Raw genomic sequence first — 18477 nt, 5'->3', positions numbered from 1 at the left:
AAAAGGGAATAGTATAATGCTATTCCCTTCTCTTTTAAAACCTTCTAATTGATCAAAACTTTACTCACCTGCCGGGAAACTTCCTGCTGATTTTTCACTTCGAGCATTAAAAAATACATTCCTTTTTCAATAGCCTGCGGTAATTGAAGTTCAACATCCTGCTGTCCGGCATTTAATTTTCCGGAGAATAAAACCCCCAATTCCTGACCTGTAAAGGAATTAAGTTTTATCTTAACCTTCGCATTTGACTTAAGGAAAAAACTAGAAATTAATTTTTCCGATCCCGGATTAGGGTAAATAAATAAATCGAAAGGATTTTCATTTTTTTGAACATCAAATATTCCGGTCACTTTTGAAACCAGATTAATCACTTCCGAAAACTTCCATGCACCTTCTTTATCAAAAACTTTTGCCCGAAGTTTTACCTCATTATCGTAAATTGGTTTAACCAACTGGAAGGAAAAAGGAGCTTTATCAGACTCTCCTATTTTATGCCAGTCGTGGTAATATTCCACTCTGGAGATAGTTTCATCCCCATCAGGATCACTAACCGTCACTTCAATAGTTGGCATTTCATCATCAAAATCAAGTGTTTCTCCCTCCTTGTGCGAACTAATGGCAACAGCAGGTTTCGTATTTGGAACAAAAGTGCCATCAGCTTTCCCAGCTAAAAAGCCGAAAGCCACAGCAGCATAGACCATATTTTGATGAACCGTATATTCCGCATTAAGCGGAGTAGTATAATTGTTAAACCAACGTTCATGACCTGGCCAGTTTTCGATGCCTTTTGGAAAAATGGTTTTATAAGGCCAGTTCAAATCCCAGGGACCAAGAGCACCTGGTTCCTGATCTCTCCATGGCCCGTAAGGAACAATTCCCGGAGCCATGTCATCTTTGCCATTATACCAAGAATCCATGTGGAAAACTCTTTCCGGATACCTTTCTCCCAATTGTGTAACCCAGGTCATGTTCAGTGGGTTAGCTCCTAGAAAATAGTCACAGGTAGTGGCAATATACGACAGGTATTCATTGGCCTTTGATACATCATTGTCTTTGGAAATATGATAACCTATCATGCCTTCAAAAACCCAGGGAGTAGTTCCCTGACCTATCAACATGGGGAAATGCCAGTTTCCACCCCATCGCATGGCTCTTTTTTCTGCACTATAGATTAACTGTTGATCCGCGGTTGTAAGGATAGCCTCCATTATATTTTCCTTAGTAGCATCATCAGTTAAAAGCTTTTCAGGAAGCAAAGCATATAGATAAGGCCCCCATCTTCCTTCTTCGCCCAATACCGTAGTGCCTTCGATATAGGAAGCATCTGTAATAAACTGATTGTGGTAATCAACATTTTCAGTTATCCTGTACAAACTTGCTGCAGCATACAATCGGTAATCCCGGAGCAACTGGGATATAGCGGGTTTTTTAGCCCCATCCCCATTCCTGGTATTTTCTTTTGCCCATTTATAAGCTTCTATGGCCTCTTTTTCCCAATCCACTCCCTCAGGATCATCCATTCCCAATACATTTAAATTATAGGCCAATTGGGCGGCAAGCCCTGCATATTTATAGGTGGTATGAGGGTCTTCCCCCGAAACAATCCAGATCCTTTCCACATCATCATAAGAAGCATTTCCCTCTCCATCTCCTCCAAAATGATCTCCACAAACCCTGGAACCTATTCCCCCGGTACCGTAACCTTTATCCATCAATTCCTGTCTGGTGCGATGGAAAAACCGAATCAAAAAAGAGGCTTCATCCAAAATATCAGGAATGCCATTGCCACTTTCAGGGATATTCAATTCATCATCCAAAAAATTCTCAGGCTTCAATTCATAGGTCTGCATGAGCATATTAGGAATAGTCATATGTGTGATATAACCATCCCAGTCTCCTGCATCCTGATACCATCCCCAGGTATCCAGATCTCCCAGGATGCCCGCCTCAATTGCAGGTTTATCCTCTTCAGCATGATTGCCATCTTCCCAGTCAATAAATCGGGAGGTAGTATATTTCAGTTTTCCTTTGAAACCCGGGGTGATTCCCGGGCGGTGGGGTGCCGGACGGATATATTCAGTATAAGGCGCTTTTAATTCAATTCCACTTCTATGGTGGTATAATCCCCGAATGGTGGTAAAATAAGGCTGCCGGTAAACATCAGCATCTATTTTAAAGGGAAATGATCTTCCTATTCCCTCTACCGATAATACATATTCACCTGGAGTTTTGAACTGTGAAAAATCACATTCATAAACATCTGCCCCCACAAAATTATCTTGGGGTGTATCCCCGACCTGCCCAGTTTCCGGGTTTAAAGCATCCTTTCTAAAAGTTAAAGATCCTGTAAACACTTTTGCGTTGGTTTTTAAGTCAATTAAATGGAAGTTATTTCCTTCATAACCGCTTAAATCCAGCTTACCTCCACTACCCATCCAGTGATAGACATAACCGAATTTCATCGCTGCTGTAGGGACATATCCAATTTGATTTATGTGAATGGCTTCTGATCGTGAAACCGATTCATCATAATCCAAATACACATAATCAATGTTCCCAGCAAGCTTACCAAATTCAATTTTATACCGGTTCCCAGTTTGCATAGGAGTGGGCAAATGCAAATAAATCCAGTGCCCTTTCACATGGTCATCCGAAGTATTATTACACTGGTTATCCCCCCAATTTTCACATATCCAGGTGAATTCCACCCCTTTTGTTTTTCGGGACACACTTTTGGGATTTAATTGGGATGCATAATTGGGATCATCTTCGCTGCTAATAAAATAGCTGGCTAAAGTAGAAGCCTGGGAAGTATTTAGCGGCTCTAATACCACTTTGTCTTCTCCTCTCTTTTGTTTATGTCCGTGGTATTGGACATAACCATCTTTAAACTGGACCATAATAATCTGGTCCGTAAGCGGAATTACCCTCACAATATCAGAGGCGTAAACCGAAATTTTAAATAAAGTAAAAAGTGAAAGCAAAGCTATTGCTTTCATCATTGGCGCTTGACGAAATTTCATTTTCTTAAATGTTAGTTGTTTTATAATCAAAAATTAATTTTAGGGAAATTTATCCTTAAAAAACAGGGAATTTCAATTTTTTGAAATGCAGCTAATTATTTTTCTGTTTTTTCCAATTTTAAAATAACACATCATGCAAATCTCTAAAATGGTTGATTTTGTGGTTACTTGCATTTCTTTTTAACTTGGTGGAAAAAACTGATTAATATGATAAATAACCCATTTTCACTTGAAGGAAAAGTTGCATTAGTTACAGGAGGAGGTACTGGCCTGGGCCTGGGAATTTCTAAATGTCTGAATGCTGCCGGAGCAAAAGTGATTATTGTAGGCAGAAGGGAAGACGTGCTGAAAGAAGCCTTAAAAACTTTGGATGAAAAATGTAACTACATCGTAAATGACATCTCCAATCTCAAACAAATTCCGGTTATGGTAAAGCAGATTGAGGATGATTTTGGTGCCATTGACATATTGGTGAATAATGCCGGAATCCATTTGAAAAAATGGGCAAACGATACCTCAGATGAGGAATTTGCCAAGGTGATTCAAACGAATTTATTGAGTGTATTTGCCCTTTCAAGAGAGTGTGGAAAACGCATGGTGGAGCGAAAATCCGGCAGTATAATTTTAATCAGCTCTATGGCAGCCCTGTTCGGAATTGATCGGGTAATTGCCTACAGTACCGCAAAAACAGCCTTGACAGGATTAATGAATTCCCTGGTTACGGAATATTCCAAATCCAATGTAAGAATTAATGCCATTGCTCCGGGCTGGATAGAATCTCAGATGTTTTTCAATGCCATCAATGCAGATCCGGATAGAAAAGCAAAAATAGAAAACAGAATTGCCATGGATAGTTTTGGAAAACCAGAAGACATAGGAAATGCCGCAGTTTATTTGTCCTCTCCGGCTGCCCGGTACGTAACAGGGGTAGTTTTGCCAGTAGATGGCGGAGCTACGGTTAATTTTTAAAATTTCCATCATGAAGTTTACAGGTATCATTTGCTTACAGCTTTTTTTCCTAATGACCTTGCTTATTCAATGCAGCGGGCCTCAGGAAAAAGATCCTGAGTTTTTGTTTAGGGCCAGCCTGTTGATGAATGAAAATCATACCTGGTTTAAGGGCCTGGAACATTTTAGTGCGCTTGTTTTAGAAAGATCTGAGGGTAGAATAAAAGTAGAAGTTTACCCTTCGGAGCAATTGGGAAAGGAAAGTGAAGCCATTAGAATGATTCAGGCTGAAATAATCGATCTGACCACCACTGGTGCTTTGTTAAACAACTGGATGGAAATTGCTGCTTTTTGTGAAATGCCTTTTTTGATTAAGGACTCTTTACAGAAAGAAATGTTGATCAATGGTCCAATTGGTAAAAGAATAAAGGAGGATATGATTAAAAAAACTGGTCTTCGGCCAATTGCCTACTTTCAAACCGGACCAAGAATGTTGACATCCAACCGGCCCATCAAACATCCGGATGATTTGAATGGATTAATCGTAAGAGTACCGAATGTTCCTTCCTTTGTGACGGCCTGGCAGGCATTGGGAGCCAAACCTACCCCAATGGCATTTTCCGAAGTATTTACCTCATTGCAACAGGGTACCATCGAGGCTCAGGAAAATCCCCTGGCTTTAATTGATGCTTCTGGTTTTTCCGAAGTCCAACAATATGTCAACCTTACCGCCCATGTGAATAGTTGGAGCTATGTGGTAGTGGGGGAAAAGCAATTCAAAAAGCTTCCTGATGATTTGAAAACCGTTTTTCTGGAATGTGCACAAGAGATGCAAAAGTTCGAAAGAAAACTATATCAGGAGGACGAATCGAAAATTAGGGAAAGACTAAAAAGTCAGGGGATGATTTTCATCGAATCAGACAAAGCCGCTTTCAGCAAAGCTGCCGAAGAAGCCATATTCCAAAGCTTATCCCCGGAAATGCAGAAAGTTTACAAGGAAATTTCAGTATTGGGAGAGTAATACCAATGGATTTTTAGTAGTAGATAGATAAAAACAAAGCCCCATTCTTTCCAGAATGGGGCTTTGTTTAGTGATTTAGGACTCTAAATTGGTTATCCCTGATAATTAGTGATCTAATAAATCGAGATGATATCTTTTGATGATGCTTTTTAATAAATTCCCATATACGGGTGAAGTGGCATAACCTACTCCTCCATCTTTTACTGAGCCAATTTTTTCAGCCCAGTCCTGATACCTTTTCCCCCCGGTAAAAAGTGGTGCATATCTTTTGTTATTCACCAAAAAAACAGAATGCGCCCTAAAAGAATGCCAGGGAGAAGCATATTGCTCAAATTTATCTTTCACCCGGCAAACGTATAATTCCTGCCCATTCACATTCAGCTTTTTCTTGGAAATGATTTTATGCTTGTTTCTTTCCACTTCCTTTTTGTTGTAATATTCAGTAGTAACCTGAGCCTTGGTTTTCCCCGATTTATCCTTTATCCCAAAGTAATTATTGTTTTCCACCCGTCTGCCATAGGAGCTTTCCAAAGCAGATTGTGCCAGCTTTATGGAAGCGGGAACATTGAACTTCGCCTGCTCCATAAGAGCTGTTTCCAGCTTGTACAAATCTTCTGTATCAGTAAAATACTTCCATACATGGGGCTGAACATCCAGCTGACTGAGTACTTCTTCAGTAAATAAATCACTGATTTCCCTGTTCATTTCCAGTAGAGAATTATCATTCAGCTGATCTACCCTGCTCACATTGTTACGAGTGGTATATTCGAAAATAATTTTCAGTTTTCCCTTGATAAATTTGCTTCGGAAATCTTCTGCATTTACAGTTTTAAAATGACTGTCAAAATCCAGGTCTTCTTCCAGGGACTTAATTTCCTCAGTTACGGAAATTTCAGGTTTCGGCTTTTCATAAATATTGACTTCCACAAAGTGGCCCGTATGATTTAAAAAGATAGTAATGGCAATGATCATCAGCCATCGGGAATCAAGGATGAAGATATTCTGACCACCATTGTATTCAATGAAAGCGCTTCTTCCCCTGGTCCCCACGGTTATCGGATTTCTCTTATAGGTGATTAAAGGTAGTGTATATTTTTTATCATTCATTGTGATGGATTTTATTGGCTGTTGCCTGATAAAAAAAACAATTTTGCTAGTCGAAAAAACTTCCCGGAAGTAAAAATTTATACCCCCAAAAACACCTGGGGAAAATTTTAAAAATCAGGTTTTCAGAATTCTAATTTAGGATGCTAATGGCATCCTAAACACCATTATCGATTTACTATAGTTTGTTGAAATTAATAAGTCTCTCACAAAATTCAATGGGTTTCAAACATTTTAAGTTCCGCAACTTTTTAAATCCTTCACTCCCACTGACTTTAATTTTTCAACTTCCTTACTTTTACAAAAGTATACTTAAAAAACAAAAATGTCAATATTTTAAACATTTATAGTTTAAAATATTGACATTTTTAATACAAGTGATTGATTATCAGCATTAAAAATCTTCAATCAATACACCCATTTTCCCCATTTGGTAATCTCTCATCGCTTCCATGATCTCGGTGTCTTTATTCATCACAAAAGGTCCGTGAGATACTACTTTTTCTTCTATGGGAACCCCTGCTAAAAGAATAGCCCTGGTGTTTTCCTCCGCTTCTAATTGTATAGATTCACCATCATTATCAAAAACTACCAATTCTTTTCTGCCGGCCAAATGGCTGCCATTGATTTTTAACTTCCCATCCAACAGGTACAACAAAGTGTTAAAATTCTGATCAATTGGTAACTCAATTTTTCCACTTTTTTGAGCAGTAATTCTCAGGTTAACCATTGGGGTAAATTGCGGAATCGGTCCTTTCACTCCTCCAAACTCTCCGGTGACTACTTGCACATTTACCAGGTTATCTGGGGAATTAATCTCAGGAGTTTCCTCCGCTTCCAAAGGAAAATACCTTGGTTGAACCATTTTATGTGCTGCCGGAACATTTATCCACAACTGGATAATTTCCATTTTGCCACCTTCAGCAGCAAAAGCCTTAGAGGGTCGCTCGCTATGAATAACCCCCATACCTGAGTGCATCCACTGAGTACCACCAGCTTTCACTACAGAGCTGTTTCCCCTCGAATCTCTATGGTGAACTTCTCCTTTATATACAAAAGTAACTGGAATAAAACCCCTGTGGGGATGAGGTCCGACTCCGGTTGTTTTTGGATTTGCCCCTGCTTCATATTTGGCATCAGCATGATGAATGAGCAGAAAAGGGTTTACCATATTTATTTGAGGTAATGGTAAAGCCTGATCAACTATAAAACCGTCCATATTTACTTTCTGAGCCTTATCTACCCGGCTAATACTTCTTGTTTTCATTTTTATTCTCCTTATATTTCTATGTTAGAACTAACTTATGTTGTTACAATTATTGTTATAACAAATAAATGGTAAAATGATTCAATTTAAGAGAAACAGATGTCCAATAGTAGGTATAGCATTGCAAAACCCAATGTGATAAAAGTGATGTCCCAGCAGGGTCTGCGTTTTCGCGACCCTGCGTCATTAAACATCAGAAGCCCTTTCTTAGCAAGGTCTCTAACGAAGACCTTGCTAAGAAAGGGGTTACAATTACCAAGAAAAATACTGAAATGAGTCAATTTAAGAAAACATAAAAAAACCTTAAACCTGTTTTTCAGGCTTAAGGTTTACATTGACAAGAATACTAAAAAATTACCTCACCGAAAAAACAGCTTCAAGCGCTTTTGGAGCCCCTAATTCCTCTGATCTTTTTCCAGGAGATGAACCTCCAATCGTAACTTTAAATTCTCCTTTTTCAATTTTAGATTTTCCTGCCTCGTCTACCAGCATCATATCCTTTTCCGTAATTTCAAACTCCACAGTTTGTGATTTTCCCGGAGCCAGTTTTATTCTTTTAAAACCTTTAAGTGCATAAAGCGGAGTCCTTGTAGAAGCTTCCAGGTCGGTGATATAAAGCTGTACAACTTCCTCACTTTCCCAGTCACTTGAGTTGCTTACGGTTACCGATGCCATTACCGAACTTCCCGCTTTGATTTTTTCATTGTCTAGTTTAATATCTGAATAAGTGAATTTGCCATAAGTTAAACCAAAACCAAATGGATATTGTGGTTCTTCTTCCATATATCTGTAAGTCCTGCCTACCATGGCATAATCTTCATATGCAGGTAATTGATCTACAGATTTAGGAAAAGTGATGGGCAATCTGCCTGAAGGAGAAGTTTTCCCAAAAATGATATTAGAAATAGCTTCACCACCAGCTTCTCCGGGGTACCAGGCATAAATCACGGCATCCACCAAATCGTGTACCTCAGGAATAGCCACAGGACTCCCTCCTGATAAAATAAGGATTATTGGCTTATCTCCCTTGGATTTCAGTTTCTTTAAATAATTGATCTGGTTTTCTGGCAGGGAAATATCGAATCGGTCGCTTTTAGTTGGGGAAGCCAAAGCTTCACCTTCTTCGCCTTCCAGTAATCCGGATAATCCCATGGAAACAATAATGGCATCTGTTTTATGCGCATCATCAGTGGACCAGTCAATTGGATTTATATTTTCCCTGTCAAGTAAGAAAGCATGTTTGTATTCCATGCTGGTTCCGGGATGCATATTTTGGGCAATTCCCTCCAGAATTGTAGTCATATTTGGAGTAACGCCATAATAATTACCCAGCATCACATCTCCATTGGTAGCATTTGGCCCCAGCACAACCAGACTTTTAATGTCCTGCTTCAGTGGCAATACATTGTTTTTGTTTTTTAACAATACCACTGATTTTTCTGCGGCTTCCAAAGCCAGTTTGTGGTGCGCTTCAGAGTTGATCACATCAGCGGAAATATTATTATAAGGATTCATTTCTACCGGATCGAATAGGCCCAGTCTGAACCTTGTTTTCATTAAAGTAGCCAATACTTCATCAAGTTTCTCTTCTGTGATTAATCCCTGTTCTACAGCCCCTTTCAAATTGGGAGAAACCGAACCACAATTCACGTTTACACCACTGTTAAAGGCCAAGGCAGCTGATTCCTCAGGCGTTTTAGTGACTTTATGGTATTCATGGAAATCTACCAAAGCCCAGCAGTCAGAAGTAACATGTCCATCAAACCCCCATTCATCTCTCAGAATATCTTCCAATAAATAACTACTTCCGCAGCAGGCTTCATCAAAAGTTCTGTTATAGGCACACATTACAATTTCCACATCGGCCTCCTTTACTAAAGCCTCAAAGGCTGGTAAGTAAGTTTCCCTGAAATCCTTCATTGGCGGAACCGCATTGAAAACGTGCCTGTCTCCTTCCGGCCCACTGTGTACCACATAATGCTTGGCACATGCCGCTGCTTTTAAATATTTAGGATTATCTCCCTGCAGGCCTTTTACATAATTCACTCCGATTCGACTGGTCAGATAGGGATCTTCTCCGTAAGTTTCCTGTCCCCTTCCCCATCGTGGATCACGGTATAAATTCACATTGGGTGACCAGAAAGTTAGGCCGGAATATCGGTTGTAATTACCAATTTTCTGAGAAGCATTAAACTTTGCCCTGGCTTCATCTGAAATAGCTGTGGCAATTCTGAAAATTAAATCTTCATCGAAAGTAGCTCCCAGGCCTATTGGTTGGGGGAAAACCGTGGCTCTACCATTCCGGGCCACTCCATGAAGGGACTCATTCCACCAATTGTATTCCGGAATTCCCAATCTTTCTATGGCCGGAGCCTCATAATTGAGTTGGGCAATTTTCTCTTCCAATGTGAGATGGGAAACGAGATCTTGTGCACGTTCCTCAATTGATAATTCAGGATTCCAGAAAGCCAGATCAGACTTTTTCTGGGCACTGGTGTTTAAACAAAAAAACATTCCTGCGATCAGAAATGAATATAAAAATTTGGTCATGATAAAAAGAATTTGTTTGTAAAAAAATCTTCTATTAGTTTATAAAATACATGGGCACAATATAAGGACAAGAAAAAAAGATAAATGCCCTAAAAAAAACTGATAAATTGATTTGGATTTTCCCTATTGTAAGCTTTTACAGTGGGTCTAAAAACGAATAAAGAAGAACTAAACATCAGTCTGAGCAAGGTCTGTATTTTGACTGCGCTGTGTTCTAATTGGTATTTTATTATAATGCTGAGGCACTCGACAAAGAAACCCTTTTAGGTAAATTGGATATTTTTGGTACCTTTCACTGCAATCAAGGTATTTGCTTTGTTTCAGTTTTCAGAAATTGAGAAGAAGAGAACTGTAAATAAAATTACCCCCTCTTATTTCCTTAAAATTAACTTTTTAAAAAAATCTTTTTTTAGTGTGACGAAAAGGACTTCCTTTTAATTTTTTTATGTAAATTAATACCAACCTCTATGGTAAATTATTTTTTTGTCGACAAAATTCTACCCTGGATTCCATAATTGGAATTTTTTGTAATAAAGCCAAAAAAGCCCCTCTCATTGTGGCGCTTTTTTGTAAGTATTTTTTTAAATGGTAAATAACATTCTGCTTGTTTCTGACACTACTGCTGGAGAGTCCCAAATTGAAAGTCTCCTTCAGGAAAACAATTTGAACATAAAGATTTTCAAATGCACTTTTAAAGCGCTTTCTCTCCGATTGAAGACCACATTATTTGACCTTTTGTTGTTGGAAATCGGGGATAGTGAGATTCTGGAGACGCTAAAAAAATTAAAGGATAAAGAAATAACTGTCCCTCCGGTAATGCTGATTTCTGATCAGCTGGATGACTTTAATTTTGAAGAAGCTATAGAACTTGGCGTCAGTGATTTTATTGAATTACCAACCGATTCCAAGCATATTGTCAACAGGATCAGATTTAACCTGAAATTCAATTTAAAAACAGGATCTTACGGATTAAAAGAAGGAAAAGCCCTTAATCGGGGAATGATGGACGCCATTATTTCCTATTCCCCAATGATTATCTATGTGTTGGATTACGAAAGCAAAACACCTATTTATCTCAATAACAGAGGACTCACTTTATTGGAATATTCGGTAGAAGAACTGGATGCCATGGGTAACAGTTTCACAGAGGAAATTATGTACCCTGAAGACCTTCCTGGTTTTTTCAAACACTTTAATGAGCTGGGAAATCTTAAAATTGGGGAAACAAAGGAATTCGAATACAGGCTGGTCTCTAAATCTGGAGAAATCTTTTGGTATAAAAGTAAGGATTACATTTTTACTGTAAATGAAAAGGGTAAGCCGAAGCGGATCATAGGAATTGCGGATAATATTTCAGCTGAAAAAAATATAAAGAAAGAGCTTCTTTTTTTCCAAAAAGGACTTAAAACCCTCAATTTAATTTCCACTGATGCGCATTTAAATTTTGAGGAAAAAATTCAGAAAGCACTGGAGTTCCTTACCTCTTATTACCAAATGGAGATTGGGATAATTAGTAAAATAGCAGGTCATAACTATACCATCAAGAAAGTTTTTTCTACTATGTCCAATTTGGAATTAGGCGAAGGAGACGTTTTTGATCTCCAAAATACTTATTGTGACATTGTCTGGAAAAAGAAAAGAGTAACCGCCATTCATGAGATGGGAAAGTCTAAATATTCCCAGCTTCCCTGCTATCAGTTATTTAAATTAGAAAGCTATATAGGTGCTCCTTTGGTGGTAAACCAGAAACCATATGGCACCATTAATTTTTCCTCTTTCCAGGTGGGAAAAACTACTTTTTCAACTCATGAAAAAGAACTGATGGTCATTTTTGCCCGATGGGTTGCTTCATTATTGGAAAGGAAAAAATACGTGGACCGACTTGAAAAACTAAATGCTTCCAAAGACAGGGTTTTGGCTACAGTGGTGCATGATTTGAGAAATCCATTGCATAATATAAAAGGCTTAAGTTATATAATTGGTCAGGAATTACTTCGGGGTGGAGATGTAAGCCAATTTTTGAATATGGTAAATGAATCCTGCGATAAAGCCGATCAGCTGATTAAAGAGTTATTGGAAATTGCGGAGCTGGAAGATGAAAATTTTGTAATGAAAAAAGAAGAAATTGAACTTACAGATTTTATTAAAACCACTGTTTCTGCCTTGGAAGATGATATAAAAGCGAAAAAAATTAACCTCGAATTGAAGCTACCCAAAGAATCCACACCGGTAATAATTAATCGCTCCAAGTTTTCCCGGGTAATTGAAAACCTGGTAAATAATGCCCGAAAATTCACACCAGAAAATGGAAAAATTAAAATCTCCTTAAAAAAACTGAAAAAAGAAGTGGAGATCAAAATTGCCGACACCGGCATTGGCATCCCCAACGAACTCCAGCCCATCATTTTTGACAAATTTTCCCGAGCCAGAAGGGAAGGATTAAAAGGGGAAGCTTCCACCGGCCTGGGCATGTCCATCGTAAAACAAATTGTGGAGCTTCACCACGGGGAAATATGGCTGGAAAGCCGGGAAAACATTGGAAGTACCTTTACCATCAAAGTTCCCCGACAAGCAAGTTAATGGGCAAATTTGCCTATTTTTTCAGAGAGGCCTTTGAGAAAATGTAGTCGGGAATATCCGCATCAAATTCAATTTTTTCAATGATAAAATCAGTTCCCTTTCCGTCTTTAAGCATGTCTTTATAATTCATTTTTTTGGGAAACCACCTTCCATCCAGTCTCTCCACCTGGCTTAGGGTAATTCTTTTCAGCAACTGCCCGCTTTTAGCATAAAGTTCCTCTTTCAAGGGTACGTATCTTTCCTGATCAATCCAAGATTTTCTGGATTCATAAGAAACATCATCTACCTTGGCAGTAAGTTCCAGAATCCAGACTTTTCTATCTTCTATGGTTTCTTCACCAATAACTTTTGCATTATAAATTTCGGTGAGTTCACGGTCTTCCATCATATCTTCATAAGATAAATCAGAACCCATTACTGATTGCCTGAGCATGTGTCCGGAAAGTTGAATTGTTCTGTCTGTGGATGGAGAATAAATCCATAGTCGGTCTTCCAGCTTAAGCATTTTTGTTCCTTTCTCTCTCTCAGGAGATAAATACTCCGTAAATGATTTGGTGTCTCCTTCTGAATAGCCTTTAGAGGTAACCGTTCTGCTATTTCTTCTGCCATAAATAACCATTTTTGATTCGGTAATCCGGTTTTTGGACATCAGGTTTTCATCCACTTTTTTCAAAATTTCATTGGCATCGGGGAAATCTCCTCCCCCACCAATGATTAAGGAAAATACTATTACCAATAATGATTTCATCTTTATCTGTTTTTTTAATTTTTTCTATTTCAGGCATTACAAATGCCACATTTATTACAGTCGCAATACAATTGCTCCCGAGCTGGAAAAACTAATTACCAACCACCAACCTAAACTTCAAGTTCTTTAAACAATACAGCTGTTTCCCTTTTATAAATACCGATTCCGGAAAGTGCATTTCCTATTACCATGGCAATCAGACCGGGAATAAATCCAATGTATAACAAATCAGGTGTAAATTTCGAGCGTAAAATCGTAGGCATCAGCATGGTACTGTTATTCAGCATTTCACTTATATCAATTCCCTCGTATTGCATGTAAAATGTTATGCCCAAACCTATAGCTGTACCAATCACCGATCCTATTACCCCAATCAGGATCGCCTCCAATATCAGGGTTTTGTATATCTGATTTTTAGCTTCTCCCAAAGCAAGTCTAATCCCAAATTCCTGATATCTTCTTAAACCTCCAAGCAAACCAGTATTCCAAAGGACTATTGACATGGCCATTACAAAAATGCCCACGAAAAATGCAGAATATAAATCTACATAGTCCAGGTAACTGGCCAGATTATTTTGCTCTTTAAGCGTGAGCATCATTGGTGCAAATTCATCGGCTGCATCCAGGTTTTGATTAAAATCAGCTTTGAGTGTTTTAGCTTTATCATCATTGTAAACTCCCTCATTGAAATAACCCAGGATTTCGCTGCTCCCATCGAATAAGTCCAGCATTTCCTGCACATCGGCTATGTCTGCAATGATGGTTCCTCTATCCATAGCCGCTACTCCAAACCGAATCGTACCACTCACCACAAAGTTCTTGAAAGTCATACTGCCGTTCATAGTGGAGCCTACATAAGTGATTTCATCTCCTGTTTCAATTTGCAGTTTATGGGCAAAATCATCCCCAATTAAAGCCTCTCCTCTCTTTGTAGGCAGATTTCCCTTCACTAGCGAACTGGCAATATTCAGCCGGTCAATTTCTCCGCTTTTGTCATCCAACAATTGAAGAGACATCCCGGCTGCCGGTCCCTGTCCTTTAGTTTCTCCATTTTCATCCGGAACATCTATCAATCCCCCAAACCTTGTCCGTTTTACCCACTGCACATCCGGATATTTAGTGGAAAGAACCTCCTGAAGGGAATCTACTCCAAGTAGGGCCAGATCGATAGGAAGCTGATCCATATTTTCATGGTAAGCCCGGGTAACCACTTTCACATGCCCTGTTTCAAATCTGGCGTTTTGATCGGTGATATCTCCCATGGCCCCCCGAATATAGCCACTGAGCATTACGGTAAGTGACACACCTATGGTCACAATAATGATGGGAAGCAGACTTCTGCTTTTGTCCCTTAAAATCCCTTTTAACAAAAACTCTATCATTGTAATTTTCCTTTAATGGCGTTAACCGGGTCCATTTTCGCAATTTTTCTGGCTGGTAAATAACTTACAATCGTAGCAGAAATGACAACCAAGGCAATAGTCCCCAATATGAGTACAATTCCGTAAACCGGATAGATTCTATCAGCTAGGGATACCCCCATATTTTGTGAAGCCTCAGGAATTCCAATTCCCGTTGCAGATAAATAGAGCAATAATGGGATGCCGTAAGCACAACCCAGCACCATGGCAAAAATGCTGTACATCCCTCCTTCTACCGTGAATAATCCCACAACCTGTTGTCGGGTCATACCCAGGGAAATATAAGTTCCAATTTCCTTTTGCCTTCTGAAAATGGACAGCACCTGAGTATCGAATATGGCTAAAAGTGCGATAGCCAACAGCAAAATATACATGATAGAGCTACTCGCTTTTTTCATCTCAATAATTTCAGAAAGCTCTCTCAGCAAATCTTCCTGGCTTCTGAAATTCCATCCCGGTACATCCACTGGCTGATCTGCTTCGGAAATAAACATTGTCGCATGGCCTTCCATTCCAGTCATTTCCCATAGTTTTTTAATGGGAATCCAAAACTGTCCATTATCTATAGTAGGAACATTAGAATCGAAAATGCCCACAATGGTCACATTTTTTGCATCGAAAGTGCCATTTTTATCCCGCCACCTGAGCAACAATTCATCATTCACTTTTAAGTTGGCCGATGTGGCCATCCTTTTCCCAATAATGGTAGGAATATCTGCTTTGCTGTTTTCTAGTAAATCAGTAGGTAATCCCAGAATTTCCTGCGGAACCTCAATCCCTTTTAAGGAAATGGAAAGCATTCTTCCCTCAGGGTAAACAGAAGCCTGTCTGATCAGAATAGGAACCAGGTTCTCTTTTGCAGACGTTGGCAAAATTCCATGGCCATCCTGCACAGAAAAAGGGTCGAAGGGATCATAATCTGTATGGATGAGTTGCCCTTTCCCATATTCCCATTCTATATTATCCCGTTTTGCCTGCTGATTCCATCCATCAAGTAATCCATTAAAAAACAGGATAACCACAAAGGCAAAAGACAAAACCGCTGCATTGAGCCAGGTCCTCAAACCAGCTCCCATGAGATTTCTATATGCTAACTGAAATGCCAGTATCATGATGCTACGACTTTAGTTCTAATTTCATCCTTTACCACCTTTCCATCTTCCAGATGCACTATTCTTTCCAGGTACTCCATCACTTTTTCATCATGTGTAGAAAAAAGGAATGTGGTATCCAGTTCCTTATTCAGTTTTTTCATCATTTGTAAAATGACATGTGCATTATTTGCATCCAGATTGGCAGTGGGTTCATCGGCAATTAAAATTTCCGGTCTTTTTACCATGGCCCTGGCTATGGCCACTCTTTGGCCTTCCCCACCAGAAAGCTTAGCTGGTTTTTTATCGGGCATATTTTGTAAACCTACCCATTCTAGTGCTTCCATTACCATTTTCTTTCTTTCGGAGGTATTATAGTCTTGCAGCAACAAAGCAAATTCTACATTTTCGAATACGGTATAAACAGGAAGCAGATTATAAACCTGAAAAATGAAGCCAATATGCTTATTCCTCAATAAGGCAGATGCTTTGTGGGAAAGTCCGGCAATGTTTTTTTCCATAACAAAAGCATTGCCCTCAGTCGGACTGTCCAAAGAGCCAATGATATTGAGCAAAGTTGTTTTTCCCGAACCACTTGGCCCCACCAATCCGGCAAATTCCCCTTTTCCAAATTGAAGATTGATATTTTTTAAGGCGGTAAACTCACCATCACCATCCTTAAACTTTTTGGTGACATTTTCAAGCGAGACTATGATATCTGTTTTCATTTCTATGAGGTATAAATTGATAATTCAAAACCGAGCCTAATACCCATTTTAATTAAAATCTACATTCCCTCCCCCTACCCCCCTCAATTGAGGGGGAAATAACTTTCCCCTCTGGAGGGGATACAGGGGAGGTTTTTAGCATTCAACAATGAGAAATATTTATAATTCCTGAGCGAATGATTTCTGATTAGAATTATTTTTGTCCATTAGTATGCAAATCTGTTATTTATCTGTCGTACCTAGTTTCATTAAAAGCACTAGTGCTCAATGATTATAAACCAACATCAGCCTAAATCCTGGTCCTTTTAAAGCATTTTCTATATCATTTTCAATAAATCCCGGTGGTGTATCCGGATTATAAAAGAGCATTGCATAACCTGAAAATTTGCTAAACTGATGTTCGTAATTTAGGAAAAAGGAAGCATCTTTTGATTCCCAATTGAAGGTAGAAACCGCGCTTAGATTATCGAAAAAGCCCAATGGATAAGCCAGGGTAACCGCTGAAATATTAAAGGTTTTTTCAAATTTGAAAGCATTTTCATCCACTGCAGAAATAAGGTGCTCAAATACGAAATTCATTCCGTTTCCAATGCCAAAAGTGTAGTCCATTCCGAGGTTAATCAGGGTCTGATTGGTAAAAATTCCAAGGTTTTTCGTCTTGTGAATATGGGACGCTTCCACCCACAAACCGATGGTTACATCCCATTTGGCATCAAATCCGAAACGGTTTTCCGGAATTCTCTCATATTGAGGCAGGGTAGGAATACCCTGGGAATCGGCTACTCTGTGATGATAAGTAAATGCTATTTCCCCTTTGGGCACCGGATATTGAATCCTTCCGCCAAACTCGGGAATATGGGAATTTGAGCCCATAATTTCAAAACCCTTTGGCTTATCGTTTCCATATAGTGTCCAAATCCATATATTGGCATTGTTTAGAAAATAGTATCTCCCCAATGCGCCATAAACTCCATTTGTAATTCCTAAAGGATCTCTGGGATCCACCTGATTGAACCATTGCAAGGGTCTTAAAACTGTGGCTACTCCAAAGTCAATTTTCTGCAGCCCAACCCGCACTTCATATTGATTTCCGGTAAATCTGGCCCATATGCGATAAGGTTGTACATCCCCTACATAATGAGTAGAATCGAATGGATGGAAACTGGCACTGCCGTAAATATTTCCAGAGGCAAAAAAATCTAACGTTTTTCCTGAATCCAGCGGAAGGCTATAGGACAGTTCTGGGATGTACCTGGCTCCAAATAAATAATTTAAGTCATTGTCTGGAGCATAATTTCCAAAGGCTGATACCTGACCATCAAAAACCACCTTATTTTGGGCAATTCCCAAACCGGGTAAAGTGGTAAACAGACATATCCATATGAAGATTTTCAGTTTCATCAGGCTTTATCATCTGGAGGAAATAATCCATACAGGAAAAAATTGGTAATTTCCATTGCAGCATCATGAACATTTTCATACTGACTCAGGAAAGCATCATCCACCATTTTCTGGCTGAAATAATCCAGCATCTGCATGATAAAACTTATCTTAATATCCTTCCTGATTTGTCCAGTTTTCTGGGCCTCCAGTAAATCGTCAAAAAACCTTTTGTAGGAATTTTCCTTATGTGTTTCTAAAAAATTTCTTAACTCAGGATCATTTGCTTTATAAAGGTCTTTTATAAATTCCATGCTTACATTTTGGGATTGTTCGTGCTTCAGCAACACCAGTTTTCCCATTTTCTCCGCAAACGAAATTTCCTGATGCATGATCGCATTATAGTTTGCCAATCCCTCTTCAGTAAGGTTCTGAATAACAATTTTTGCCAATTCCTGCTTGTTGGAAAAATTGCGATAAAAAGTCATTTTACTGATGCCCGCTTCCTCACAAATATCCTCAACCGTAACTTTTTTTATCCCGAATTTCCAGAATAAGTTTTTCGCACTTTCCACTACTTTGATATGTGTCTTACTTTTCTTCACAATCAAATATA

General features: G+C 38.9%; 13 protein-coding genes. 3 read left to right on the top strand and 10 right to left on the bottom strand.

The window, feature by feature from the left end:
* Positions 1-44: 44 nt before the first annotated feature.
* A complete protein-coding gene (locus tag A3EM_RS0110495) occupies positions 45-3023 on the bottom strand; it encodes a glycoside hydrolase family 9 protein (RefSeq protein ID WP_083925211.1) in 2979 nt (992 codons plus the stop codon).
* Positions 3024-3230: 207 nt separating this feature from the next.
* Between A3EM_RS0110495 and A3EM_RS0110490 the strand changes: the two genes are divergently transcribed.
* A complete protein-coding gene (locus tag A3EM_RS0110490; RefSeq protein WP_020528162.1) occupies positions 3231-3992 on the top strand; it encodes an SDR family NAD(P)-dependent oxidoreductase in 762 nt (253 codons plus the stop codon).
* A 10-nt stretch (positions 3993-4002) separates the two neighbouring features.
* Positions 4003-4992 (top strand): TRAP transporter substrate-binding protein, encoded by a 990-nt coding sequence (locus A3EM_RS0110485; protein WP_020528161.1) that lies wholly within the window; start codon positions 4003-4005, stop codon positions 4990-4992.
* Between the two features lie 105 nt (positions 4993-5097).
* On the opposite strand, the gene A3EM_RS0110480 is transcribed toward A3EM_RS0110485, so the two are convergent.
* The 3 genes from A3EM_RS0110480 to A3EM_RS0110465 all read right to left on the bottom strand — a co-directional run bounded on the left by A3EM_RS0110480 (position 5098) and on the right by A3EM_RS0110465 (position 9913).
* The gene (locus A3EM_RS0110480; RefSeq protein ID WP_020528160.1) at positions 5098-6099 is read right to left on the bottom strand and encodes a glycoside hydrolase family 73 protein; all 1002 of its coding nucleotides are present in this window, start codon (positions 6097-6099) and stop codon (positions 5098-5100) included.
* Between the two features lie 391 nt (positions 6100-6490).
* The gene (locus A3EM_RS0110470) at positions 6491-7363 is read right to left on the bottom strand and encodes a pirin family protein (protein ID WP_020528158.1); all 873 of its coding nucleotides are present in this window, start codon (positions 7361-7363) and stop codon (positions 6491-6493) included.
* Between the two features lie 354 nt (positions 7364-7717).
* Positions 7718-9913, bottom strand: a complete 2196-nt coding sequence (locus A3EM_RS0110465; protein WP_020528157.1) for a glycoside hydrolase family 3 C-terminal domain-containing protein — start codon at positions 9911-9913, stop codon at positions 7718-7720.
* Between the two features lie 585 nt (positions 9914-10498).
* On the opposite strand from A3EM_RS0110465, the gene A3EM_RS45695 reads away from it, so the two are divergent.
* Positions 10499-12493: an ATP-binding protein gene (locus A3EM_RS45695; RefSeq protein ID WP_020528154.1), complete on the top strand. Its 1995-nt coding sequence runs from the start codon at positions 10499-10501 to the stop codon at positions 12491-12493.
* 13 nt (positions 12494-12506) lie between these two features.
* Here A3EM_RS45695 and A3EM_RS0110445 read toward each other — a convergent pair whose 3' ends face one another.
* The 6 genes from A3EM_RS0110445 to A3EM_RS0110420 all read right to left on the bottom strand — a co-directional run bounded on the left by A3EM_RS0110445 (position 12507) and on the right by A3EM_RS0110420 (position 18466).
* Positions 12507-13241: an outer membrane lipoprotein-sorting protein gene (locus A3EM_RS0110445; RefSeq protein WP_020528153.1), complete on the bottom strand. Its 735-nt coding sequence runs from the start codon at positions 13239-13241 to the stop codon at positions 12507-12509.
* A gap of 110 nt (positions 13242-13351) precedes the next feature.
* Positions 13352-14566, bottom strand: coding sequence for an ABC transporter permease (locus A3EM_RS0110440; RefSeq protein ID WP_425402056.1), 1215 nt, complete (start codon positions 14564-14566; stop codon positions 13352-13354).
* A 53-nt stretch (positions 14567-14619) separates the two neighbouring features.
* A complete protein-coding gene (locus tag A3EM_RS0110435) occupies positions 14620-15774 on the bottom strand; it encodes an ABC transporter permease (RefSeq protein WP_020528151.1) in 1155 nt (384 codons plus the stop codon).
* Positions 15771-16481, bottom strand: coding sequence for an ABC transporter ATP-binding protein (locus tag A3EM_RS0110430; RefSeq protein WP_020528150.1), 711 nt, complete (start codon positions 16479-16481; stop codon positions 15771-15773). The genes A3EM_RS0110435 and A3EM_RS0110430 overlap by 4 nt, the downstream gene beginning before the upstream one ends.
* A gap of 264 nt (positions 16482-16745) precedes the next feature.
* Positions 16746-17882: a hypothetical protein gene (locus tag A3EM_RS0110425; protein WP_020528149.1), complete on the bottom strand. Its 1137-nt coding sequence runs from the start codon at positions 17880-17882 to the stop codon at positions 16746-16748.
* Positions 17882-18466, bottom strand: coding sequence for a TetR/AcrR family transcriptional regulator (locus A3EM_RS0110420; protein WP_044238026.1), 585 nt, complete (start codon positions 18464-18466; stop codon positions 17882-17884). Before A3EM_RS0110420 ends, A3EM_RS0110425 begins: the two co-directional genes overlap by 1 nt.
* Between the last annotated feature and the right edge of the window lie 11 nt (positions 18467-18477).

The organism is Flexithrix dorotheae DSM 6795 (genome assembly GCF_000379765.1).
In the GTDB taxonomy this organism is placed as follows: Bacteria; Bacteroidota; Bacteroidia; order Cytophagales; family Flammeovirgaceae; genus Flexithrix; species Flexithrix dorotheae.
Note: the sequence above shows the minus strand (reverse complement) of the source record. Positions and strands in the feature narration are given on the sequence as shown.